Genomic DNA, 23,277 nt, shown 5'->3' with positions numbered 1-23,277 from the left:
TTAGTGGTTTCTATTATATTACAATTTTCGTCTCCTGTCATTCCTTTTCTGCATCTTAAAAAAACTTTAAATATTTACCTCTTGTCATATAGTTTTGAATACTATATAATAGGTTCCGAGGTGATACCTATGACAATAGACAGTCAAAATCTCCTGGAGAGCATTCTGGAAAGTCTGGATCGGATCGACTATATCCATCCGGAAGACATCCCGGGCATCGATCTTTACATGGATCAGGTGACGACCTTTATGGACAGCCAGTTAAAGAGCTCCAAACGGTATGAAGATGACAAGATTCTGACGAAGACCATGATTAACAACTACGCCAAGAACCGTCTGCTTCCCCCGCCCGAGAAGAAGAAATATTCCAAAGAGCACATGCTGCTCCTGATTTTTATCTATTATTTTAAAAATATTCTCTCTATCAGTGATATTCAGAACCTGCTGACGCCGCTGACGGACAAGTACTTCCATACAGACCATGCGTTTCAGCTGGACCGCATCTATGACGAGGTCTTCTGCCTGGAAAAAGAACAGCTTGAGGATCTCAAAAAGGATCTGGTTCAGAAATATCAGGTTTCCGAGCAGACCTTTCCCGACGCGTCCGACGAGGATAAGCAGTTCCTGCAGCTCTTCTCCTTCATCTGTCTGCTGAGCTTCGACGTCTATATGAAAAAGGCCGTGATCGAACGGCTGGTAGATCAGTTGCCGAAGCCGGATCCGAAGCATGACAAAAAGAAAAAAGAAACGACCTGATAAAAGCAGAAAACAAAAGAGAACTTCCAATCGCATTGGTGATTCCGGAGTTCTCTTTTTTCGTCCGTCGCGTACCAAACCGTACCGCTTTTCAAAAACAAAAAAACGGAAAACCTTCATCTTAAAGGTTTTCCGCAATTTTTCGACAAGCTGCTGACGGGAATCGGACCCGTGACCTCCGCACTACCAATGCGACGCTCTACCGACTGAGCCACAGCAGCGTTTTTAATGTCTTGCGCAACGCGCTAGATTATAGTACCATCACTTTCAGGTAATGTCAAGCGTTAAAATGAAATTTTTTCAAAAAATTTTATTTAGCTATTTTCCGGGCAGTTTTTGGTCATTTTGACGAAAAAGATCTTTCCAGATATCAAAGAGGCATGTTATAATCGAACCAATGAAACCATGGAGGTGTATTAATATGATTTCCCATCAGGTGATACAGTCAAGTCTGGAAGAGCTGCGCGGTATAACAAGAATTGATCTCTGCATACTGGAGACAGACGGAAGCCAGGTTGCATCCACCTTCGACGCATCAGGCATAACCCTGGAAATGACCCGGAGCTTCGCTCAGTCTCCGGCAGAAGGGCAGAATCTTCAGGGATGTCATTTCTTTAAAGTATATGATGAAGGCATTCTCGCGTACATCCTGCTTGCAAAAGGCAGCGGCGACGACGCATACATGATAGGCAAAGTGGCAGTCAGTGAGCTTCAGAACCTGATTGTAGCCTATAAGGAACGCTACGATCGCAATAACTTTATCCAGAACCTGCTGCTGGACAACCTATTGCTGGTAGATATCTACAGCCAGGCCAAAAAGCTGCACATCCAGACCGAAGCCATGCGTGTAGTTTATCTGATCGAGACCCGCGACGAAAAGGACGTCATGGCACTGGAAGCTGTGCGAAGCGTCTTCGCACCCAAGTCCCAGGATATTATAACTGCCGTAGATCAGAAAAATATCGTTGTTGTAAAATCCGTCGGCGAAGAGGACACTTATGACACACTGGATGAAATAGCCGTAATGCTGGCCGGTATGCTGAATACCGATGAAGACAGTTCCCGCATCCGCGTCGCCTACGGAACCATGGTCAGTCAGATCCGCGACCTGTCCAAATCCTACAAAGAAGCGAAAATGGCTCTGGAGGTGGGTAAAATTTTCTACCCGGAAGCCACGGTAAACGCCTACCACACCCTGGGCATCGGCCGCCTGATCTATCAGCTTCCCCAGCCCCTGTGCGAAATGTTCATGCAGGAAGTATTCCATGAGAATACACCGGACACCTTCGATGAAGAAACCCTGTCCACCATCGAAAAATTTTTTGAAAACAACCTGAACGTCTCCGAGACCGCCCGCCAGCTTTTCGTCCATCGCAACACCCTGGTATACCGTCTCGAAAAACTCCAGAAAACCACCGGCCTGGATATCCGCGTCTTCGAAGACGCCCTGACCTTCAAAATCGCCCTGATGGTCGCCAGCTACATGAAGTACCTGGAACGCGAACAGCTCTAAGCCATAGTTCTAACTCTATGCGTATTCGATACGCATTTAATACACATTCGATATGCACTCTACACGTACTCGATGTACAGAAAAACGGCTCCACAGCCGTACAGAAACTTTCCTAAGGAGGGGCTATCTGTCCCCGAGCGTGGAAAATTTCTGTACGGCTGTGGAGCCGTTTTTCGTCCGTCTATTTATTTCTGATTCTGTCCCAGCGTCACTGTCGCAGTTTTCTCAGCATACTGCCCATTCTCCCGGGTGCTATAGGTAATTTCCACCTGCTCCCCAGTCTTATAGTAAGCAAGCTGCTCTTTCAGATCAGCCAGAGCAGATACGCTGGTTCCGTCGAATTTGGTGATGATATCGCCCTTCTGCAGACCGACCTGCTCTGCAGCACTGCCTGTCTCCACCGATGTGATATAGACGCCCTTCGGCATATCATAAGCCTGTGACACCTCGCTGGTCACATCCTGGCCGCTGATGCCAAGGAAGCCCCTCTCTCCTTCAGCCGCCTTCTCGGTTCTCACCTGACGGTTCATCAGGTTCTCAATGATATCCACCACGTCGTCCACCGGAATGGCGTAACCCATACCCTCTACCGATGTATCGGAATACTTTGCAGAGTTAATTCCAACTAACTGGCCGGACATATTCAGAAGTGCGCCGCCGCTGTTGCCCGGGTTGATGGCTGCATCCGTCTGAATCAGGGTGTTGGCGGTATTATCAATGGTAACCTCTCGGTTCAGGGCACTGACGATGCCCGTCGTTACCGACTGTCCATAGCCCAGCGCATTGCCGATGGCTACCACCTGCTCGCCCACCTCCAGGTTGGAGGAACTGCCGATTTCAATAACCTTGATAGCGGAAAGGGTATCCTCGGATAAATCACTTAACTTCACTGCAATCACTGCAATATCATGATCCGCGTCCGTTCCCTTCACAGAAGCCTCCGCCACACTCTCATCCACAAAGCCCACGCTCAAATCCTGCGCGCCACTGACTACATGGTTATTGGTGACCATCAGAAGCTCCGTATCGGTCTTACCGATGATGATGCCAGAGCCGCTGCTCTCGCTTTCATAAGCCTGTGTCTGGCCGAACATGCTCTGCATTTCCTGGACGCTCTTATTCGTAATGGCTACCAGGGACGGCATAGCCGCCTCCGCGATAGCGGATACGCTTGCGCTACTGTCCGTATCGGTACCTGCAGCATCTGTGGAGCTGCTGCTGACCGCGCTTGCGATATTCAGCTCCGCTTTATCGGTGGCTGTCACTGTTCCACCATTTGCTTTGTTATACAGATAATTGCTGCCCTGGAAGGCTGTGCTTGCCAGCACGCCGAATGCCAGAGCCATTGCTGCAAATTTACTTCCCTTTTTTATGTTTCCCATATTTAAGACCTCCTCAAATCAGGTTTGTCTGCTTTGTTTCATTTGATGAGGTCATTATAAAAAACATCTGTGATGCAATTGTGGTGTTTTTATGTAGAAAATGTGGTATTCCTGTGTCTTTTCTGTGTTTTATTCTCCATTATTTGACCGGCAGTAAGAGAGAATCCTGCTTTGCAGGATTCTCCGCCGCAGTGCGATAATGTTTTTTATGTAATAGGGGATTCTATCGGAATTTCCTATTACATAAAAATATAACCCGGGGACATTCTCACGCCTCCGGGCTATCCGCTCTTTTTATGCTACTATTCTTCCGAAGGCGTGTCTTCTCCGGTATCCCCGGAATCACCCGCCACATAGTCAAATAAGATCTTTGCGTCCTTATACCGGCCCGGATCCCCGTCCTGCATCAGTACCGCAATATAAGTCTTACCGGCAATCTCAGCCGCTGCTACCAGGCATTTTACATCATTGAAGCTGCCGGTCTTCATCCCGATAGCTCCCTCGTAATAATACTCGCCGGATGGCTGAATCAGCTCGTTGGTATTCTTATAAGTCAAATCCAGGTTGTCAAACAGGCCGCGGTAGGATTTCGCGCCGCAGAGCTTCTTAATGGTATCATTTTTCAGACATTCCCGCGCAATCCGAACCATATCCCGGGCGCAGCTGTACTGACCGTCCGCCTGGTCGCCGTCCGGCGTCAGAAAATTGGAATTCTCCAGATTGAGCTCTGTTCCCAGATCCTTTTCCGCATCCAGAAAGGCCTGCAATGCCTCGTCCACCGACGCGCTGTCATTGCCCAGAATCTTCCGTCCGGTGTAGGTCGCCAGCGCGTAAGCCGCATCATTGCCGGAAGGAATCAGCATAGCACCCAGAAAAGTCTCCACAGTTCCGGTGGTGCCCTCTTTCAGGCTCGCGTTGGACGCCTGGCCGCTGATACGGGTAATTTCCTCCCCTGCCGTCAGCTTCTCCGTCGGATCGCAGTAATTCAAGACTGTCAGGGCCGTCATCAGCTTCGTGGTGCTGGCCGGAATCTCCTGATCGGCTCCTGCCTTTTCATATAGAATCAGATCATCGTCCACGGAAAACAGCACAGCTGCTCCCGCTTCCAGGGAAAGCTCCGGCATGCTGTCCGCCTCCTTGAGCTTTTTCGCCTCTGCCTCGGCCAGACGCTTGGCCTCTGCCTCTTCCGCTGCTTTCTTCGCCTCCGCAGCTGCTTTCGCCTGCTGCTCCTCCTGAGCGCGTACCTCCTGCACCCGGGCTATTTCCAGGCGTGTGCCCTGCACCATCACCGGCAGCAGCATCAGAAGAAAGACCAGCTCCAGCTCCAGACGCACCGGAGCCGGTACCTGACGTCCACGGGAACGCTTCACGGTTGCCATCCGCTCAATGCCTGTGATATTCATGCATAAAAGACCGAACAGGAAATAGCCCACAAAGCCTCCAAAGAGCGCCCATAAAATATCATCCAGCCGCACAATCATGGACGGCATGAAAAGCTGAAATACCTCAATAAAAAGCGCCGCGCTTCCGCACAGGGACAACACCTTGCCCGGATTACGGCTTCTGCGGAACAGAAACGGCACCAGGAAACCGATGGGGATATATTTCAAAAAGGCCCCAAACAGGGCTCCTACGCCGCTCTCCCTGACCATCCGTACTGTGCCATAGACGGGAATCAGATTCGTTCCCGGAAATGCAGGCTTCAGAGAAAAACCAAGCGCCGGGCTCACCGACGCGGAAAATAAGGTCAGCAGCCACCAGGCAAGCAGCGCCATGCCCACTTCATGGGCCACCGGCACCCGCATCCGTCCATTCCGGTATAATAGCCGGAGCAGCACCCGGTAAATGATATATACGATAATTCCTATCAGAAAATAGGGTTTGATACTTCCGAAATATCCTGCCATAAAATCCCCTCCTTTTTCTTTTGTAACCTGAGATAAGTATAACATGTTCTGTCTCAAAAGCGGACTTTTATTTCAGAATAAATTTCTTAATTTTTCTTCGGATCCGCTGCAGCGCGTTATCGATGGACTTCGGGCTCCTCTCCAGGCCTTCCGCGATCTGTACATAGTTCTCTCCGTTCAAATAGCGCTGCAAAATTCCGTACTCCATGGGACTTAAAAGCGCCTCAATCCGATCCTGCAGGCTCTCCGCCGATTCCTGGTCGATGAGCAGCTCCTCCGGGCTTTTTCCCCGGGAACTGTCTGACACATCGTCCAGGCCTTCTGTCAGCTCCACATAGGTATTTAAAGGGCTGTGCTTCTGCCGGGACGCAGCCTGGATGGCAGTATAAAGCTGTCTTGAGATACACAGCTTCACAAAAGAGCCGAAGGAAGCCTCTTTTTCCGGCCTGTAATCCCGAATGGCCTTAAAAAGTCCCAGCATGCCCTCCTGAATCAAATCGTCGCTGTCACCGCCAATCAGGTACAGGGTACGGGCTTCTTTGCGCACCTGCCCCTTGTAGCGTTCAATCAGTACATCCATGCATTCCTGCTCGCCGCCGCGGATCCCTTCCATCAGTTCTTCGTCTGAACGTTCTTCAAGCTTTGTCATGAATTATTTTTTCATCCTCTGCCGTACAATTTCGTAGGCCAGCACGCCTGTCGCCACGGAAGCGTTCAGGGAATCAATATTTCCTTTCATGGGAACGGAAGCGATAAAGTCGCAGGACTCCCGCACCAGGCGGCTGACGCCCTCACCCTCGTTTCCAATGACCAGGCCGATGGGGCCTGTCAGATTCAGGTCGTACATAGTCTCGCCGCCCATATCTGCGCAGACGAACCAAAGCCCCTGCTCCTTCAGTTCCTTAATGGTGTTGGTCAGGTTGGTGACTTTCGCCACAGGTGTGTAATTGATAGCTCCGGCTGAAGCCCGGGCCACCACCGCGGTCAGGCCTGCCGCCCGACGCTTCGGAATGATGACGCCGTGGGCACCTGCCAGGTTTGCTGTACGGATAATGGCTCCCAGATTATGGGGATCCTCAATATCGTCCAGCAGAATCAGGAAGGGATCCTCGCCCTTCTCTCTGGCATTTGCCAGCATCTCCTCGACTGTGCCGTAATCATAGGCTGCCGCCTGGGCAATGACGCCCTGATGATGTCCTGTGGCAGACATCTGATCCAGGCGCTCTTTTGTTACAAAATTGATGATGGTATCGTGCTTTCTCGCTTCTCTCTTAATGGTGTTGATGCTTCCGTCCTGACAGCCGTCCTGAACAAACAGCTTATCGATGGTCTTACCGGAGCGAAAGGCCTCCAGCACCGCATTTCTTCCCTCTATGGTCAGTTCTTCGTAATTCATACGTTCAATCCTCTTCTAATCCCTTTTTTGCCAGCTCCAGAATACGCTCCGTGCGGCCTGTCAGATACAGATAGCCCATCAGCGCCTCAAAGCCTGTAGCCCGTCGGTAATCGGACATGGTGGCATGCTTGGCCATGGTGGCGGAATTGGCGTTGCGACCCCGCTTAAAGACCTGCATTTCCTCTTCCGTCAGTTCCTCCCTGATGCGCTCAAGAGAGGCCGACTGGGCCCCTGCGTTCACCAGGGTGCTGGCCTCCTTATGAAGCCGGTTAGCCTGGGCGTTGCCCCGCCCCACCAGAAGGGAACGAACCACTACCTCATAGACCGCGTCACCAATATAGGCCAGCACCAGCGGAGAATAGGTCCGCACGTCCACATCCGGAAGCTCCCAGGTCTCCTTAATGCCTGCCATCAGATCGATTATGCTCTTTTCCATTTTACGCCCTCGCGGGTATCCTCCAGAACGATACCCTTCTCCAGAAGCTCGGCACGGATTTCGTCTGCCCGCGCGAAGTTCTTTTCTTTTCTTGCCTGCTGGCGCTCCGCAATCAGCGTCTCGATATCCGCGTCCAGAAGCTCTTCCTTCTTATCTGCCACCAATCCCAGAATATCGCACAGGGTCTTCAGGCGATCCAGGCATTTCTGCAGATAGGATTTGCTGTTCTCCGCGCTTGTATGGGTGTTCAGATATTTCACCAGTTCAAAGATGGCTGCGATGGCGTCTGCGGTGTTGAAATCATCGTCCATGGCCTCTTCAAACTTCTTCACATACTCTTCTGTCGCGTCGTAGTGAGCGGTCTCGCTCTCGGTCATGCTGTCATCCTTTGCGTTGGCAATCAGATGCTTCAGATTGTCAGCCGCCGTCAGGATACGCTCCAGGCTGGTTTTGGAGGACTGCATCAGATCGGCGCTGAAGTTCAACGGGCTTCTGTAGTGTGCGCTCAGCATGAAAAAACGGAGCACCTGCGGGTCATATTTCTCGGTAATCTCTCTTACGGTAAAGAAGTTTCCCAGAGACTTGGACATCTTACGGTTGTCGATGTTCAGGAAAGCGTTGTGCAGCCAGTAGTGGGCGAACTCTTTGCCGTTGCAGGCCTCGCTCTGGGCTATCTCATTTTCATGGTGCGGGAAAATCAGATCTTCGCCGCCTGCATGGATATCAATCTGCTCGCCCAGATACTTTTTGGACATAACGGAGCACTCGATATGCCAGCCCGGACGGCCTTCGCCCCAGGGTGACTCCCAGGCAGGCTCACCCTCTTTCTTCGGCTTCCAGAGCACAAAATCCAGGGGATCCTCCTTCTCATTTTCACCGGACACCAGAAGGGAACGGTTACCGCTCCGAAGATCGTCCAGGTTCTTGTGGGACAGCTTGCCGTAAGGGCCGAATTTACGGGTACGGAAGTATACGGTTCCGTTTACCTCATAAGCGTATTCCTTGTCGATCAGGGTCTCGATCATCTCGATCATGCCCGGAATCTCCTGGGTCGCCAGCGGATGGGTCGTAGCCGGTTTTACATTCATGTCGGCCATATCCTTCTTGCACTCGGCGATGTAACGCTCAGATACCTCGCTTGCGGGCACGCCCTCCTCGATTGATTTCTTAATAATCTTGTCGTCTACGTCCGTAAAGTTGGATACATAATTCACTTCATATCCCTTGTACTCCAGATAGCGGCGCACGGTGTCAAATACGATCATGGGACGGGCGTTACCAATGTGGATGAAATTGTATACGGTGGGGCCGCATACGTACATTTTTACCTTGCCCTCCTCCAGGGGGACAAATTCTTCTTTACTTTTTGTCAGCGTATTATACAGCTTCATGTCTTTTCTCCTTTTTCTCTGCTTTATCTTTTTTCTTTTCAGCCTTTCTTGCTGCTTTCTGTCGCTCTTTTTCCTCCAGCACCTCAAGCTGCCGGTTCAGATCGGCGTTTTCCATTCGGAGCGCCAACAGCTCCTCCATAACCGGGTCGGGCAGATTTACCTGATCCATATCGCTTCGCGGTACTTTTACATTATCCTGCTTGACGATGCGTCCCGGTACGCCTACCACGGTACAATTGGGCGGCACCTCTTTCAGGACCACGGAGCCTGCGCCGATCTTGGAATTCTCCCCTATGGTAAAGGAACCCAGAATCTTTGCTCCGGCACTGACCATGACGTTGTCCTCCAGGGTGGGATGACGCTTGCCCTGCTCCTTACCGGTTCCGCCTAAGGTCACGCCCTGGTAGAGGGTCACATTGTCGCCGATGATGGTGGTCTCGCCGATGATAACACCGGAACCATGGTCGATAAACAGGCCCTTGCCAATGGTGGCTCCGGGATGAATCTCGATGCCCGTCTTCCTTCTGGATCTCTGGGAAATCCATCTGGCCCAGAAATAATGTCCGCTTTTGTACAGCTTATGCGCCACCCGGTAATTCAGGATGGCCCAGAAGCAGGGATAAAGAAGCACCTCGGCCGAGGTCTTGATAGCCGGATCCCGCTCCCGGATAACCTGAATTTCTTCGTTGATATACTTGATAATTCCCATGCTGCTCCCCTTTTTATGCCTCGGGATAAAAATGGAATAAAAAAGGATCCTTTCTTCTCCATAAGAGACGAAAGAATCCGCGGTTCCACTCTTTTTAAAAGGCTCTCGCCTTTTCCCTTTTCCGCGTAACGTGCGTTCTTACGTACCCGGCTGCAGGCTTTTCGTTTCTCCCGTCTGCCTGTTCACCGGATCAGCTCCCGGATGCACTTCGTCCGTCCCTCCCGCGAAAGCTGCTTACAGCCGATGACAGCTTCTCTCTGACGCTTTGGATGCGGATTACTTTTCCGTTCTTCGCCTTTTCACTTATTTTCTTATTTACTCTTTATAGGATATGCAAAAATGCCGTTTTTGTCAAGCCTTTGCGGCTAATTTCAGGAAATATTCCTGTTTTTATTTGTGCACATGCTTACACCAGCTCATTGATGTAGACGCCGTCTACCACGCGCACCTGCTCCAGCTTCTGAAATGCCGTCTTAGTAATGCCCGGAAGTTCCTCCGCGCCAATTTTTCCCACAAATTTTGCGGCATCCACCAGACGCAGCATCATGGGCGTGGTCTCCCATTCCGGCCAGTCGATATGGCGCTTCTGATATGCTTCATCCTTTTCCACGAACAGTTCGTAGTCCTCCGCCAGTTCTTCGCTGCCCTGGGCCGCCAGGCCCTCCTCGTCATCATTTCCCATGAGACGGAAATCAAAGGGCGTGTAAATGGCTTCGTCCGCCGGCATCAGAAAGGTGAAGGGGCGACCGTCGGCGTACATATCCTGCAGGGCCTTTGTGAGCAATGCACGCATCAGTCCCTGATGGCGGCAAGTCACTTTGGTAGCCACCGCTACGATATAATCCGCCGGAACGGACGCGCCGCGGAACCGGAAGGTATAGGGATTCCGGTGCAGCATGGAGACAATGGCGCCGTCGTTTTCCGCCACAAGGATCCGGTTGTCCCGGGCCTTGATTTTGTAATAGAGCTCTGAAAACCCGTCCGCATCCTCCACAAAGACTTCCTCGTAGAGTTCCCGGGAACGTATCCGCTCGTCATCTTTCAGATATCTCACTTCCAGTTTTTGGGTTTTTAGTTCCTGCTTCTCCATAGCTTACACCTCGTCTGTATATCTGTTTTTCCAATCTGCCATGTCCGCCGCCCAAATCACCGGCATAGGCTGCTCTATTCTGCCTTCTGGCAGCCGCCACAGCCCGGGCAGCCGTTCGGAAGCTGCATCACATCTTCATAGGCGTAATTCGCCACCGGAATCAGAGCGCAGATGGCCTGAGAAGAAATGCCCTCGCCGGTGCCGGTAAAACCGAGGCCCTCTTCTGTAGTAGCCTTGATGTTAATCTGGCTTTCTTCAATCTGTAAAGCCTTCGCCACATTTGCCCGCATCTGAGGAATATGGGGCGCCATTTTCGGGCGCTGGGCGATGATGGTGGCGTCGATATTGCCCACCACGTAATTCTGCTCCTCCAGAAGCTTTCCCACATGCTCCAGAAGCCTGATACTGGAGATACCTTTATATGCCGGATCCGTGTCCGGGAAATGCTTTCCGATGTCGCCGAGGGCCGCTGCGCCCAGAAGAGCGTCCATAATCGCGTGAAGCAGCACATCTGCGTCGGAGTGTCCCAGAAGTCCTTTCTCATAGGGAATTTCCACGCCGCCCAGGATCAGCTTTCGGTCCTCCACCAGTCTGTGTACGTCATATCCCATTCCTACCCGCATTCTATACCTCTTTCTCCGGGAAATTCCGCCCGGTTTTCGTTCTTATTTTTTGGAAAATGCTGTCGCGCCTCCATGCCTGTCCAATAGTCTCCGGCAAAACAGCCTGTCTGCCGTTATTATATCTCAAATGTTTGCATAAGTATAGCCAATCCATGACAACTTGATACGATTTTTGCAATAACCGCTTTCCACTGTGCCCGCAGGCTCGCTACTGGTTTAAGCTCTCCCCTATGACCTTCCACTGCCCGATTAGATTGTCCAATGAACACGCCGCGTTGGCCGGACTGGTGGATGGCAGCCGCACCGCTGCCCGTCCCGTCTCCGGGAAAATGTATTTTTTATACAGCTTCTCCGCCGTACCGCCGTTTACATAGATCTGACGGATATCCGCTGTCTCCAATATGGGGCGGATATCATTGGGCACCACGTTCCGGATACTGCTGTCACTGGAGCCCTCGATCTCGCAGCTTGCGATCACATCCCACAGGGCAATGCCGCTCCTAAGCAGGAACTCCTTCTTCTCAAGAATTGTCCCCGGCGTCTCCTGCCCCGTCACGGCCGCCAGAACGCGCCAGAATCGATTCTGCGGGTGATTGTAGAAGAAATGCCCTTCCCGCGATTTCACCGACGGAAAGCTGCCCAGAATCAAAATTTTTGAATGTCCGTCGTAGAGCGGCGGTATCTCATGCTGCACCTGTTCCATGTCATCCTCCTGTAAACGAGATAAAATACGCTTCGCGAATTTGACTCGTTGCTCGCGTAAACAAAAGACCCAAGAACGATTTCGTTCTTGGGTCTGAATCTTAGTAGCGAGGAAGGGATTTGAACCCCCGACACTGCGGGTATGAACCGCATGCTCTAGCCAACTGAGCTACCTCGCCATAAATGGGACCTATAGGGCTCGAACCTATGACCCTCTGCTTGTAAGGCAGATGCTCTCCCAGCTGAGCTAAGATCCCATTTCGTTCTCGGTTTTGACTTGCCGTCCCAACCGACTTGGTTATTATAACCTTATAACCGAAGAAAAGTCAAGCACTTTTTTCAACTTTTTTTCATTTTCTTTTCAAAATCTCCAAAAGCCGCATAAATACTGGATTTTTTGACCTTATTTTTTTACGGGAAAGGTGTTTTTTTACACCTTCCCATTCTTGAACTGCCAGATCATCTCACTGGTCAGACTGATATTCAGGGGCTGGGGCGGCGCGTCCTCCCGCGTGAACCATTCGGCAGTGGCCAGCTCCTCGGTGTCCAGGGTGACGGTCTCGTCATCACCATCCAGATCCACGAAGAAGCCCATCAGGACTGTCTCGGAGAAGGACCAGGGCTGGCTCTTGTAGTAGCGGATATTTTTGACCTTCAGACCCACTTCCTCCATGACCTCCCGGCGGATGGTCTCCTCGATGCTCTCGCCGATCTCGGTAAATCCCGCAATCAGCGCGTAGTAGGTGATATTATCCCGGCCCGCATACTTGGACATCAGAATCTTATCTTTATGTAGAATACCCACGATGACTGCCGGAGAAATCTTCGGGTATTCCATCTGGCCGCAGTCCGGGCAGCGCATCATGCGCTCCTTTGCGTCATGCACCATGGGGCTGCCGCAGTGGCCGCAGTACTTGCGGACGTCGTACCAGTGCCAGAGCTGATAACCAGTGATGCCGGCGAAGGATAACCACTGAGGCTGTGCGTCCCGAAATCTCCGGTTACTTTCCAGCCGAAAGCCCTTGCGTTCCGGCAGGGCCAGTTCCTTTACCAGATAGAATCTCTTATCATCCACTGTGAACAGATAGATGATGTTCTCCGAAAGCTCCGTCTTCACCTCCGGAAAATCCCGGAATCTGGGAAATGCAATCTCCACCCCATCCCAGCGGGCCAGCGCGTTATGTCTCTCAAAATACATCAGATAGCTGTCTGCGTCCGGCTTCTCCGGGCAGTATTCATTGTGATAGATATGCGGCGCAATATCCTGTATCATATCGATTCTCCTTTATGAAAATTCCCCGCCGGAAGGCTTACGCCTCCGGGCGGGGGAATCTGCGTTCAAACAATTTTATGCTTCTCTGCCTTTGGTTTCAATCTCTTTTTTCACATCAGCAATGAAAGCGTCCAGCGCCTTTGCTCCCTGATCGCCTGCCTCGCGGCTTCTGACGGAAACAGTGCCCTCTTCCTCTTCCTTCTGGCCTACAACCAGCATATACGGAATCTTCGCGGTCTGTGCCTCACGGATCTTGTAGCCAATCTTCTCCGCGCGCTTATCAAGCTCAGTGCGGATACCGACCTCATCCAGAGACTTCTTTACCTGCTCTGCGTAATCCATATACTTGTCGGAAATCGGCAGCACACGTACCTGAACCGGAGCCAGCCAGGTGGGGAACGCGCCTGCAAAATGCTCGATCAGGATACCGATGAAACGCTCGATGGAACCGAATACTACACGGTGGATCATGATCGGGCGGTGCTTCTCGCCGTCTGCTCCCACGTACTCCAGCTCAAAACGCTGGGGCAGCTGGAAGTCCAGCTGAATGGTTCCGCACTGCCAGGTACGGCCAATGCAGTCTACCAGATGGAAGTCAATCTTCGGACCGTAGAACGCGCCATCGCCCTCATTTACCACATAAGGCATACCCAGCTCGTCCAGAGCGTCGCGAAGACCTGCGGTAGCTACCTCCCAGTCCTCGTCGCTTCCCATGGAATCCTCGGGACGTGTGGACAACTCCACATGATATTTGAATCCAAACATGGAATAGGTATCGTTGATCAGAGCCACTACACCCTTGATCTCGTCCTTAATCTGCTCCGGCGTCATGAAGATATGCGCGTCGTCCTGTGTAAAGCAGCGCACACGCATGAGACCGTGAAGCTGGCCGGATTTCTCATGACGGTGTACCAGACCCAGCTCGCCCACACGCAGGGGCAGGTCACGGTAGGAACGGGGCTCTGCCGCATAAACCAGAACGCCGCCAGGGCAGTTCATCGGTTTGATCGCGTAGTCCTCGCCGTCGATGACGGTAGTATACATGTTATTCTTATAGTGATCCCAGTGTCCGGAGGTCTCCCACAGGCTTCTGTTCAGGATAATCGGGGTAGATACCTCTACGTAGCCTGCCTTCTTGTGGATCTCTCTCCAGTAGTCAATCAGGGTATTCTTAAGCGTCATTCCCTTCGGCAGGAAGAACGGGAAGCCCGGTCCTGCTTCGTGCATCATAAAGAGACCCAGCTCCTTGCCAAGCTTTCTGTGGTCACGCTTCTTTGCTTCCTCCATCATGGTGATGTATGCTTCCAGCTCTTCCTTTTTCGGAAATGCGGTAGCGTAAAGACGGGTCAGCATCTTGTTGTGCTCGTCGCCTCTCCAGTATGCGCCTGCCAGGCTCATGATCTTGAAAGCCTTACCTACGTCTTTGGTACTCTTAAGGTGCGGTCCTGCGCACAGGTCCACGAACTCACCCTGCTGGTAGAAGCTGATTTCCGCATCCTCCGGAAGGTCCTCGATCAGCTCTACCTTGTAGGGCTCACCCTTCTCCTTCATAAATGCGATAGCCTCCTCGCGGGGCTTGGTGAAGCGTACGATCTCCAGGTTCTCCTTGATGATCTTCTTCATCTCGGCCTCGATCTTCTCAAAGTCGTCGGAGGTCAGCGGAGTCTCAAAATCCATATCGTAGTAAAAGCCATCTGCTACGGAAGGTCCGATAGCCAGCTTTACAGTCGGGTACAGACGCTTTACAGCCTGGGCCATCACATGGCTTGCGGTATGACGGAGAACCGACAGTGCCTTTTCGTCCTTCAGGGTCAGAATATTCAGCTGGCAGTCCTTGTCAATGACTGTTCTTAAGTCTACAACCTCGCCGTTCAGCTCTCCTGCCACGGTCATACGCGCCAGTCCTTCGCTTAAGTCCTGGGCAATCTCATATACGGATTTGCTTTCTGCGTACTCCTTTACGGAGCCGTCCTTCAGTGTGATTTTCATAATCTTCTCCTCCTGCGCCTTATGCGTTCTTTCCGCAGCACTTCTTGTATTTCTTTCCGCTTCCGCAGGGGCAGGGGTCGTTACGGCCAATCTTCGGTCCCTTTACGATAGTGTTTGATTTCTTCTGCTCCAGATACAGCTCATGCAGCTTCTCCTCAGAGAAAATCTCTTTCCACTGGGGCAGCTCATAGAGCCAGTCTGCCTTTGCGTCTACCATGTTCTTGTAAAGCTTCTCTTTATCGAACTTCAGGGATACCACCGTATCCTCCTCCATCTCCTCGATGGGGTTCGGCTCTACCAGGCTGTCGTTGATGCCATCCAGGAAGCCTGTCATAGTCATCACGTCCTGTCCGTACTTCTCTGCCAGTTCCTTGACGGTACCCTTTACCTCAGTATCCGGATCTGTAAGAAGCTGCTCGTAGATGCCCTTCTCAATATTGAAATAGTTCGCCCAGAATCTCTGGATGTCACCCTTATTTGCTTTCTCATCGTAGGCCATATCGCGCCACTGTTTCAGTAATGCCATAATTTAATCTCCATCCTTTGCTTAAAACATTTCTATCTTTTAAATATAGCAGGACAGATATTAAAAATCAAGCTGTATTTTGTATTCCGGGCTATGTTCCGGCCCAAATCTGTCCTTTCCTTTTCCGGTACGCAGACGAAATCACCCCGAAGCGTTCCTGGCGCTTCGGAGTGATCTGCTAAAGGGGAGGATATAAGTAATTCGTTTCTCTTTTGTCTGATGTTAGTATATCCCTGTCCCATTCTTTTATACAAAGTATTTGCGCTTTTTTCTTTTTTGTGATAAATAAAAGAGAGGGAAACTGAAAACCAGGATCCCGGAACTAAGACAGAAAGGATTCTTCTATAGAAAAACTGCTATGAAAGACAATAAATGTAAACGGATTCTGGCCCTCATCGGCGTGGTGCTGCTGGTGGGTATGTATCTTCTGACCCTGGTCTTCGCGTTCGTGGACCCCACCGAGGGAAAGAACTGGCTGAAGGCCTCGATTGTATGCACGATTTTTGTACCTGTTTTCATCTACGCCTGCATCATGCTGGCCCGGTATCTGAAAAAGTAAAAAGCCGAAAGAAGGCCCGCACGTTGTTCCGTGCGGGCCTTCACTTTTACAGAAATGTATTCAGTTCTTCTTTCGCCTGCTCATAAGACACGAAGCGGATAGCGTGAAGCCCCAGCTTTCTCGCTGCTTCGATATTGGCCGCGTTGTCGTCGATGAACACGGTCTGCTCCGGAATGATGCCGTAAGCCTCAAAAAGGCCTGTAAACGCCTCCGGATCCGGCTTATTCTTATGGGTTCGATAGGAAAGATGATATCCATCCATCTGTCCTAAAAATCCCATCATGGTCTCCTCATTCTGCTCAAAGATCCGCTTCTGCCAGTTCGACAGGGCATATACCTTCAGACCCCGGGCCTTCAGTTCCCCGATCCATGCGTTCGCATAAGGAAAGCTCCAGGTACACTGTCCCAGATTCTCATAGACAGCACGAATCTCCGGCTCATAATCCGGCGCGTTGGATATAAAATCCCACAATTCCTCTTCCTCTGTCATCAGACCCTTGTCATGCTCTTCCCAACAGGGGTTCAGAAACACTGCTTCCTCCAGCGTTCTGTATGGGATCTCATCCGGCACGATTCCATGCAGATACTGATCCCAGCTGTAATCCATCAGGACTTTACCAATATCAAAAATAACTGTATCAATCATAATGTACCTTATTTATTGCGGAAAATGATATCGTCACGTCCCGGTCCGTTGGATACCATGGTGATCGGGCACTCGATGTGCTTCTCGATAAACTCGATGTACTTGCGGCAGTTTTCCGGCAGATCCTCGTACTTCTTGATGCCGCGGATGTCGCATTTCCAGCCCGGCAGCACCTCGTATACAGGCTTTGCCTTCTCAAGCAGGTGAGTAGTCGGGAAGTCGGTGGTAACCTTTCCGTCGATCTCGTAGCCTGTGCAGACCGGAATTTCATCCAGATAGCCCAGTACGTCCAGTACTGTGAAGGCTACGCCGGTAGCGCCCTGGATCCGGCAGCCGTACTTGGATGCCACACAGTCATACCAGCCCATTCTTCTGGGTCGGCCTGTGGTTGCGCCGAACTCTCCGCCGTCGCCGCCTCTGCGTCTCAGCTCGTCCGCTTCGTCGCCGAAAATCTCGCTGACGAACGCGCCTGCGCCTACGGCACTGGAGTATGCCTTGCTGACTACGATGATTTCCTTGATCTCATAGGGCGGAATACCTGCGCCGATGGCGCCGTAAGCTGCCAGGGTAGAGGAAGAGGTAACCATCGGGTAAATGCCGTGATCCGGATCCTTCATGGAACCAAGCTGACCCTCCAGCAGGATATTCTTGCCCTCGTGGATCGCGTCCCACAGATACTTGGATACGTCACATACGTAGGGCTCTACCATCTTCTTATACTCCATCAGTTCCTCATAGAGCTTGTCCTCATCGAGAGCCGGCTTATGATACAGGTTCTCCAGAACCACATTCTTCTTCACGCATACATTGGCGATCTTATCGCGAAGATACTTTTCGTCCGCGAACAGCTCGCTGACCTGAAAACCAATCTTCGCGTATTTATCAGAATAGAAGGGCGCGATACCGGACTTGGTGGAACCGAAGGCCTTGCCTCCCAAACGCTCCTCCTCACACTGATCAAACAGGATATGATAAGACATCACAATCTGCGCACGGTCGGATACGAGAATCTTCGGGGTCGGAACTCCCTTCTCCACAATGCTCTGAATCTCGTTGAACAGAACCGGAATATTCAGTGCGACTCCATTTCCGATGATGCTGGTGGTATGATTGTAAAATACACCAGACGGCAGGCTGTGCAGCGCGAACTTTCCGTAATTGTTTACGATTGTGTGGCCTGCGTTTGCACCGCCCTGAAAACGGACGATGATGTCAGACTCCTGAGCAAGCATGTCTGTAATCTTGCCCTTTCCCTCGTCACCCCAGTTGGCGCCTACGATTGCTTTTACCATAGCTTGTATCCCTCCATTAGGTTTAAATACTGAAAATTAAATAACGTCAGTGCAGACGCACTGCACCGACGTTTAGTATACCTTGTTTTTCTCAAAAAGTAAATGGATTTCTTTCTATAAATTATGATTATTTATAATTTACGCTTATGATCCCTTTTAACGTCCTTTTTACTTCTTTGCTTTTCCCAGATACGCCGCCTTCACTGCTTCATTTTCCAGAAGCTCGGCTCCGGTTCCGCTCAGGGTAATGCGGCCGGTCTCCATGACATAGCCCAGGTTTGCGGCCTTCAGGGCCATGTTCGCATTCTGCTCTACCAGGAGGATGGTCACGCCCTGCTTATTGATCTCCCGGATAATATCAAATACGCCTTTTACAATGATGGGGGCCAGTCCCAGGGACGGCTCATCCATCATGATAATCTCCGGTCTCGACATCAGCGCGCGGCCGATGGCCAGCATCTGCTGCTCGCCGCCGGACAGGGTTCCGGCCAGCTGCCAGGAACGTTCCTTCAAGCGGGGAAACAGATCATAGACCCAGTTCATATCATTGTCCAGAGAATCCTTTCGCATATAAGCACCGATTTTCAGGTTCTCCGCTACGGTCATATCCGGGAACACCCGGCGTCCCTCAGGTACCAGGGTAATTCCCTTGGTTACAATCTGCTCCGTGGGCATGCCAGCCAGCTCCTCTCCCTTCAGGAGAATACTGCCGCTCTCCGGCTTCACCAGTCCCACGATAGAACGAAGGGTAGAGCTTTTTCCCGCACCATTGGCTCCAATCAGGGTCACGACCTCGCCCTTTGGCACGGCGAAGCTGATATCCTTCACGGCCTTGATGCCGCCGTAGGATACGTTCAAATCTTTGACTTCCAGAATATTACTCATCGTCCGCACCTCCCAGATAAGCTTCGATAACCTTCGGATTGTTCCGGATCTCCTCCGGGGTACCCTCCGCGATGGGCTTTCCAAAATCCAGCACGTAGATGCGGTCGGAAATCTCCATAACCAGATCCATATGATGCTCAATCATAAAGACCGTCAGGTCAAACTGCCTGCGGATCTTATCAATGAACTCCGTCAGCTCCAGGGTCTCCTGGGGGTTCATACCAGCCGCCGGTTCGTCCAGAAGCAGAAGCTCCGGCTTGGTGGCCAGGGCACGGGCGATCTCCAGATGACGCTGCTTGCCATAGGGCAGAGAGGTCGCCAGCTCATTTCTCACATCAGTCAGGCCCACGATCTCCAGAAGACGCTCCGTCTCCTCTCGCATCTTCGCCTCTTCCTTTCCATTCAGGTGGAAGGTGGCCGTAAAAATATTGCTGGTGCGCAGCATATGCTTGGCAATCAGGATGTTGTCGAATACGGTCTGGCTCTTGAACAGACGGATATTCTGAAAGGTTCTGGCGATACCAAGTCTTGTAATTTTATCCGGCGTGGGAGCCAGTACATGCTGACCTGTATACATGGCCGGATTCTCGCCCCGGTACAGCTTCTTCATCTTGCCCTGGGGGTGGTTCTGGACGATTTTATTGCCCTTATAGTAAATGGCGCCGTTGCTGGGCGCGTACACGCCTGTGATCACATTGAAGGCCGTGGTCTTACCGGCTCCGTTGGGGCCGATGAGGGACACGATTTCGCCCTTGTTGATCTCCAGATTCATATTGTCCACGGCAATGACGCCGCCAAACTGCATGGTGATGTTCTCTACTTTCAATACATTTTCCGCACTCATTTGGAAGCGCCTCCTTCCGTTACCTTCTTTTTCTTAAATCGATTGCGGAAGAAATTCGCAATTCCTTCGATCGAAAATTCTTTGTCGCCCATGATTCCCTTACGGTAAAACAGTACGATGCACATGATGATGACCGCAAACACAACCTTACGGAAACCGGCGCGTAAGAAAGGCACATGGAAGCTTCCGATATACAAGTTGTCATTGTCCAGGAAACGCAGCCACCACTCGGAGCAGGCGATGAACAGGAAGGAGCTGATGCAGCTTCCAGTCACAGATCCGATACCGCCGATGACGACGATCAGCAGGATCTCATAGGTCATGGCAGACTTGAACATGGACGCCTGAATGGTGGTCTGATACATGGCCAGCAGTCCTCCGGAGATACCCGCGAAGAAGGAGCTGATGACGAAAGCCAGTCTCTTATGATGGGCCAGATTGATACCCATGGCCTCCGCAGCGATTTCATCATCACGGATGGCCTTGAACGCACGGCCATATGTGGAATTGATTAGCATCACGATGATGGCAATGCAGATACCAGATACGATAAACGGATATAATACCGACTTAAAAGCCGGGAAATTACGCAGCAGATTTGATCCATTGGTCAGCGGGCCCAGCTTATCCCACTGAAATACCGCACGGATGATCTCCGCAAAACCTAAGGTCGCAATCGCCAGATAATCGCTCTTCAAACGCAGTACCGGCAGACCGATGAGATACGCGCAAATCGCCGCTATAATACCGCCTGCAATGAGTGCCAGCGGAACCGGGATGGCAAACTGTACGATACCGCCGTTAAAATACTGATAGACACTGGCTCTGGATTCCACCGGAATCGTCAAGATACCGTATGTATAAGCGCCCAACAGCATAAAGCCCGCCTGACCTAAGGAAAACAGGCCGGTGAAGCCGTTCAGCAGGTTCATGGACACTGCCACCAGCGCGTAAATCGCGCCCTTTTTCAATACTGTAAACAACATGGAACCAGACGGCAGGATCTGCTCCAGTACAAAGAGCAGAAGGAGAAGTCCTCCGATCAGGCCGACGTTCCACATGACCTTTGTCTTTTTTTTCATGACCGAACGCCTCCTTATACTTTATCAATGACTTTCTCACCGAACAGACCCGTGGGCTTTGCAATGAGAATGACAATCAACAGGGCAAAGGTGAACGCGTCAGAAAAGGTAGTCCAGCCCAGACCCTTGATGATATTTTCACAGATACCGATAATAAATGCGCCGATGACCGCGCCCGGAATGGAGCCGATGCCGCCGAATACGGCTGCGACAAAGGCCTTCAGACCTGGCATTGCGCCTGCGGTCGGAGTGACGCCGGTGTAGTTGGTGAAGAACAGCATACTTCCGATGGCCGCCAGAAAGCTTCCGATGATAAAGGTCATGCTGATAACGGAATTAATCTTAATTCCCATCAGCTGGGAAGTTTCAAAATCACGGGAAGCCGCGCGCATGGCCATACCGATCTTGGTGTATTTGATCAGGGCTACCAGAGCCAGCACCAGCACAATAGTCAGAACCGGAGTGATGACTGTCACGCGCTTGGTGGTTGCGCCGAAGACGCTGATGGTATCACTGAGCCAGGGAATGGCCGGATACTGCTGGGACAGACCTCCGGTCACATAAAGCGCCAGATTCTGCAGCAGATAGGACACACCGATGGCGGAAATCATGATGGACATTCTCGGAGCGCTTCGAAGCGGCTTATAAGCCACACGCTCCACGGTAAAGCCCAGAAGCACCGTCAGAACAATCATCAGTGGAATCGCCACATAGATAGGCATGACCGTCATGGCATATACCATAATCAGACCTGCCACCATGAAAATATCGCCGTGAGCGAAGTTAATCAGTCTCAAAATTCCGTAGACCATGGTATAGCCGATGGCAATCAGCGCATACTGTCCGCCTACGGAAATGCCTGCCATCAGGTAGGGCAGGTTCTGGTTAATCCATTCCATACAATAACCTCCAAAAAACCAGGCTGAAAACATGGGTATGGCGGGAGCGCGCATCAGCGCTCCCGCCACCAAAGCTTTTCAGCCTTTTCTTTTAAATTACTTGCTTACACTCTGTTCTGCCACGAACTCCCATGCGCCTGTCTCGGTGTTGGCCTGCTTGATGTAAGCGGTGTCACGGTTCGCGTCACCTGTCTCATTGAAGGTGATGTGTCCGGTTACACCGGTATAATCCACATTCCAGAGCGCCTCGTTTACAGCTGCCGGGTCTGTGCTTCCCGCTGCCTTCAGAGCCTCCAGCGCGGTGTAGTACGCGTCATATCCCATAACGGTCAGACCGGATACGGTATCGTCGCCGCCGTTATTTGCCTTCGCTGTGTTGTCGCTGTTGATCCATTCCTTGATGCCTGCGTCAAACTCCGGATTTGCGCCCTCCTGATAGAAGGTGGTTACGTAAATCTCCAGATCCTTGCCCTTTGCGGCATTCAGAATGACGTTGGAATCCCAGGTATCTGTGGAAAGAATCGGCATTCCCAGTCCCTGTGCGGCTGCCTGCTCGATAATCAGGGCTGCTGCCTCGGTAGAGCTGGGAGCAAAGAATACGTCGGCTCCTGCCTTCTTTGCAGATGTAATGTAAGAGGTAAAGTCGCTGTTTCCTTCCTGGAAGGTCTCTGCCACAACTTCTCCGCCCAGTGCCTCAAAGGCCTGTGTGAAGTAGTATCCAAGTCCGGTGGAGTAGTCGTCTCCAAGCTTTGTCAGCACGTATGCTTTCTTCGCGCCAAATTTCTCGCTTGCGAAGTTCGCGTGTACGGTACCCTGGAACGGATCCAGGAAACAGATGCGGAAATAATGGGTGTTACCCTCTGTTACCTGCGGGTTTGTACAGGTGACGCCGATGGCCGGGATTCCTGCCTCCTTGAATACATCGGAAGCTGCAATGGAAACACCAGATCCATAGGAACCAAGCACAACAGATACCTTATCGCTGACCAGGGTAGCTGCCGCAGAGGGTCCCTTGTCGTTTGAGGACTCATTGTCTACGATGTCAAGCTGTACAGTATACTCGGTACCGCCGATCTCCACGGTCGGGGTAACGTAGTTGGCGTACTGGATACCCAGAGTCTCCTGCTTTCCGCCTGCTCCGTTGTCTCCGGATGCCGGCTCGTAGACACCAATCTTTACCACATTTCCGTCTGTGGCAGACGCGTCTGCGCTTGCGGAACTGCTGTCAGAGCTTCCGCCGGAGCATCCTGCCAGCATGGTGCTGACCATGGCTGCAGCCAGTAATACTGATAATGCACGCTTTTTCATAACTTTCTTCCTCCTCTTTCCACGCTTCGGCTGTCACCGACAATTCATGCCCTTTTGTTCGTCCTGCGA

23 protein-coding genes, 3 tRNA genes and 1 other annotated feature are annotated in these 23,277 nt (G+C 51.5%); of the genes, 3 read left to right on the top strand and 23 right to left on the bottom strand.

The window, feature by feature from the left end; all coding sequences use genetic code 11:
• The first annotated feature begins 129 nt into the window (after positions 1-129).
• On the top strand, positions 130-756 hold the full coding sequence (locus ACTRC3_RS05920) for a DUF1836 domain-containing protein (RefSeq protein ID WP_349163428.1): 627 nt from the start codon (positions 130-132) through the stop codon (positions 754-756).
• Positions 757-904: 148 nt separating this feature from the next.
• Here the strand turns inward: ACTRC3_RS05920 and ACTRC3_RS05915 are convergent.
• Positions 905-977: transfer RNA gene (locus ACTRC3_RS05915), tRNA-Thr, on the bottom strand.
• A 200-nt stretch (positions 978-1,177) separates the two neighbouring features.
• Between ACTRC3_RS05915 and ACTRC3_RS05910 the strand changes: the two genes are divergently transcribed.
• A complete protein-coding gene (locus tag ACTRC3_RS05910) occupies positions 1,178-2,269 on the top strand; it encodes a PucR family transcriptional regulator (RefSeq protein WP_440322233.1) in 1,092 nt (363 codons plus the stop codon).
• Positions 2,270-2,454: 185 nt separating this feature from the next.
• On the opposite strand, the gene ACTRC3_RS05905 is transcribed toward ACTRC3_RS05910, so the two are convergent.
• The 15 genes from ACTRC3_RS05905 to ACTRC3_RS05835 form a co-directional block, all read right to left on the bottom strand.
• Positions 2,455-3,651 (bottom strand): S1C family serine protease, encoded by a 1,197-nt coding sequence (locus tag ACTRC3_RS05905; protein WP_440322231.1) that lies wholly within the window; start codon positions 3,649-3,651, stop codon positions 2,455-2,457.
• A 302-nt stretch (positions 3,652-3,953) separates the two neighbouring features.
• Positions 3,954-5,558, bottom strand: coding sequence for a VanZ family protein (locus ACTRC3_RS05900; RefSeq protein ID WP_440322229.1), 1,605 nt, complete (start codon positions 5,556-5,558; stop codon positions 3,954-3,956).
• 67 nt (positions 5,559-5,625) lie between these two features.
• On the bottom strand, positions 5,626-6,207 hold the full coding sequence (locus tag ACTRC3_RS05895; RefSeq protein ID WP_349163424.1) for a sigma-70 family RNA polymerase sigma factor: 582 nt from the start codon (positions 6,205-6,207) through the stop codon (positions 5,626-5,628).
• A gap of 3 nt (positions 6,208-6,210) precedes the next feature.
• Entirely contained in the window at positions 6,211-6,954 is a 744-nt protein-coding gene (gene rlmB / locus ACTRC3_RS05890; protein ID WP_178040024.1) for a 23S rRNA (guanosine(2251)-2'-O)-methyltransferase RlmB, read from the bottom strand.
• Between the two features lie 4 nt (positions 6,955-6,958).
• Positions 6,959-7,390, bottom strand: a complete 432-nt coding sequence (locus ACTRC3_RS05885) for a Mini-ribonuclease 3 (RefSeq protein ID WP_440322227.1) — start codon at positions 7,388-7,390, stop codon at positions 6,959-6,961.
• Entirely contained in the window at positions 7,375-8,781 is a 1,407-nt protein-coding gene (gene cysS, locus ACTRC3_RS05880; protein WP_440322225.1) for a cysteine--tRNA ligase, read from the bottom strand. The genes ACTRC3_RS05885 and cysS overlap by 16 nt, the downstream gene beginning before the upstream one ends.
• Positions 8,768-9,490 carry a serine O-acetyltransferase EpsC gene (gene epsC, locus ACTRC3_RS05875; protein WP_440322223.1) on the bottom strand — a complete coding sequence of 241 codons (723 nt, stop codon included), beginning with the start codon at positions 9,488-9,490 and terminating at the stop codon, positions 8,768-8,770. The genes cysS and epsC overlap by 14 nt, the downstream gene beginning before the upstream one ends.
• A 60-nt stretch (positions 9,491-9,550) precedes the next feature.
• Positions 9,551-9,791, bottom strand: a binding site (T-box leader).
• A 105-nt stretch (positions 9,792-9,896) separates the two neighbouring features.
• Positions 9,897-10,580, bottom strand: coding sequence for a GNAT family N-acetyltransferase (locus ACTRC3_RS05870; protein WP_440322221.1), 684 nt, complete (start codon positions 10,578-10,580; stop codon positions 9,897-9,899).
• Between the two features lie 74 nt (positions 10,581-10,654).
• Entirely contained in the window at positions 10,655-11,203 is a 549-nt protein-coding gene (gene ispF / locus ACTRC3_RS05865; protein WP_178040029.1) for a 2-C-methyl-D-erythritol 2,4-cyclodiphosphate synthase, read from the bottom strand.
• A gap of 208 nt (positions 11,204-11,411) precedes the next feature.
• Positions 11,412-11,906: a DNA-deoxyinosine glycosylase gene (locus tag ACTRC3_RS05860; protein WP_178040030.1), complete on the bottom strand. Its 495-nt coding sequence runs from the start codon at positions 11,904-11,906 to the stop codon at positions 11,412-11,414.
• A gap of 104 nt (positions 11,907-12,010) precedes the next feature.
• A tRNA-Met gene (locus ACTRC3_RS05855) sits at positions 12,011-12,084 on the bottom strand.
• A gap of 5 nt (positions 12,085-12,089) precedes the next feature.
• Positions 12,090-12,162 (bottom strand) — tRNA-Val (locus ACTRC3_RS05850).
• A 173-nt stretch (positions 12,163-12,335) separates the two neighbouring features.
• Entirely contained in the window at positions 12,336-13,178 is an 843-nt protein-coding gene (gene nudC / locus ACTRC3_RS05845; protein ID WP_178040031.1) for an NAD(+) diphosphatase, read from the bottom strand.
• Positions 13,179-13,253: 75 nt separating this feature from the next.
• Positions 13,254-15,167, bottom strand: a complete 1,914-nt coding sequence (gene thrS / locus ACTRC3_RS05840; RefSeq protein WP_440322218.1) for a threonine--tRNA ligase — start codon at positions 15,165-15,167, stop codon at positions 13,254-13,256.
• Positions 15,168-15,186: 19 nt separating this feature from the next.
• Positions 15,187-15,693 carry an SEC-C metal-binding domain-containing protein gene (locus ACTRC3_RS05835; RefSeq protein WP_440322216.1) on the bottom strand — a complete coding sequence of 169 codons (507 nt, stop codon included), beginning with the start codon at positions 15,691-15,693 and terminating at the stop codon, positions 15,187-15,189.
• A gap of 358 nt (positions 15,694-16,051) precedes the next feature.
• Here ACTRC3_RS05835 and ACTRC3_RS05830 point away from each other — a divergent pair, with 358 nt between their 5' ends.
• On the top strand, positions 16,052-16,252 hold the full coding sequence (locus ACTRC3_RS05830) for a hypothetical protein (protein WP_440322215.1): 201 nt from the start codon (positions 16,052-16,054) through the stop codon (positions 16,250-16,252).
• A gap of 46 nt (positions 16,253-16,298) precedes the next feature.
• Here ACTRC3_RS05830 and ACTRC3_RS05825 read toward each other — a convergent pair whose 3' ends face one another.
• The 7 genes from ACTRC3_RS05825 to ACTRC3_RS05795 all read right to left on the bottom strand — a co-directional run bounded on the left by ACTRC3_RS05825 (position 16,299) and on the right by ACTRC3_RS05795 (position 23,208).
• Complete coding sequence (locus tag ACTRC3_RS05825; RefSeq protein WP_440322213.1) at positions 16,299-16,898, bottom strand: HAD family hydrolase; 600 nt, start codon at positions 16,896-16,898, stop codon at positions 16,299-16,301.
• An 8-nt stretch (positions 16,899-16,906) separates the two neighbouring features.
• Positions 16,907-18,190 (bottom strand): adenylosuccinate synthase, encoded by a 1,284-nt coding sequence (locus ACTRC3_RS05820; protein ID WP_440322212.1) that lies wholly within the window; start codon positions 18,188-18,190, stop codon positions 16,907-16,909.
• A 168-nt stretch (positions 18,191-18,358) separates the two neighbouring features.
• A complete protein-coding gene (locus tag ACTRC3_RS05815; protein WP_440322243.1) occupies positions 18,359-19,066 on the bottom strand; it encodes an ABC transporter ATP-binding protein in 708 nt (235 codons plus the stop codon).
• Position 19,067: 1 nt separating this feature from the next.
• Positions 19,068-19,919: an ABC transporter ATP-binding protein gene (locus ACTRC3_RS05810; protein ID WP_440322209.1), complete on the bottom strand. Its 852-nt coding sequence runs from the start codon at positions 19,917-19,919 to the stop codon at positions 19,068-19,070.
• Positions 19,916-21,001 (bottom strand): branched-chain amino acid ABC transporter permease, encoded by a 1,086-nt coding sequence (locus ACTRC3_RS05805; RefSeq protein WP_440322207.1) that lies wholly within the window; start codon positions 20,999-21,001, stop codon positions 19,916-19,918. Before ACTRC3_RS05805 ends, ACTRC3_RS05810 begins: the two co-directional genes overlap by 4 nt.
• A 14-nt stretch (positions 21,002-21,015) precedes the next feature.
• The gene (locus tag ACTRC3_RS05800; RefSeq protein WP_178040038.1) at positions 21,016-21,900 is read right to left on the bottom strand and encodes a branched-chain amino acid ABC transporter permease; all 885 of its coding nucleotides are present in this window, start codon (positions 21,898-21,900) and stop codon (positions 21,016-21,018) included.
• Between the two features lie 96 nt (positions 21,901-21,996).
• Positions 21,997-23,208, bottom strand: coding sequence for an ABC transporter substrate-binding protein (locus tag ACTRC3_RS05795; RefSeq protein WP_440322205.1), 1,212 nt, complete (start codon positions 23,206-23,208; stop codon positions 21,997-21,999).
• Between the last annotated feature and the right edge of the window lie 69 nt (positions 23,209-23,277).

Source organism: Laedolimicola sp. (assembly GCF_051972735.1).
Lineage (GTDB): Bacteria > Bacillota > Clostridia > Lachnospirales > Lachnospiraceae > Laedolimicola > Laedolimicola intestinihominis.
This window is presented reverse-complemented; position numbering and strand designations above follow the sequence as displayed.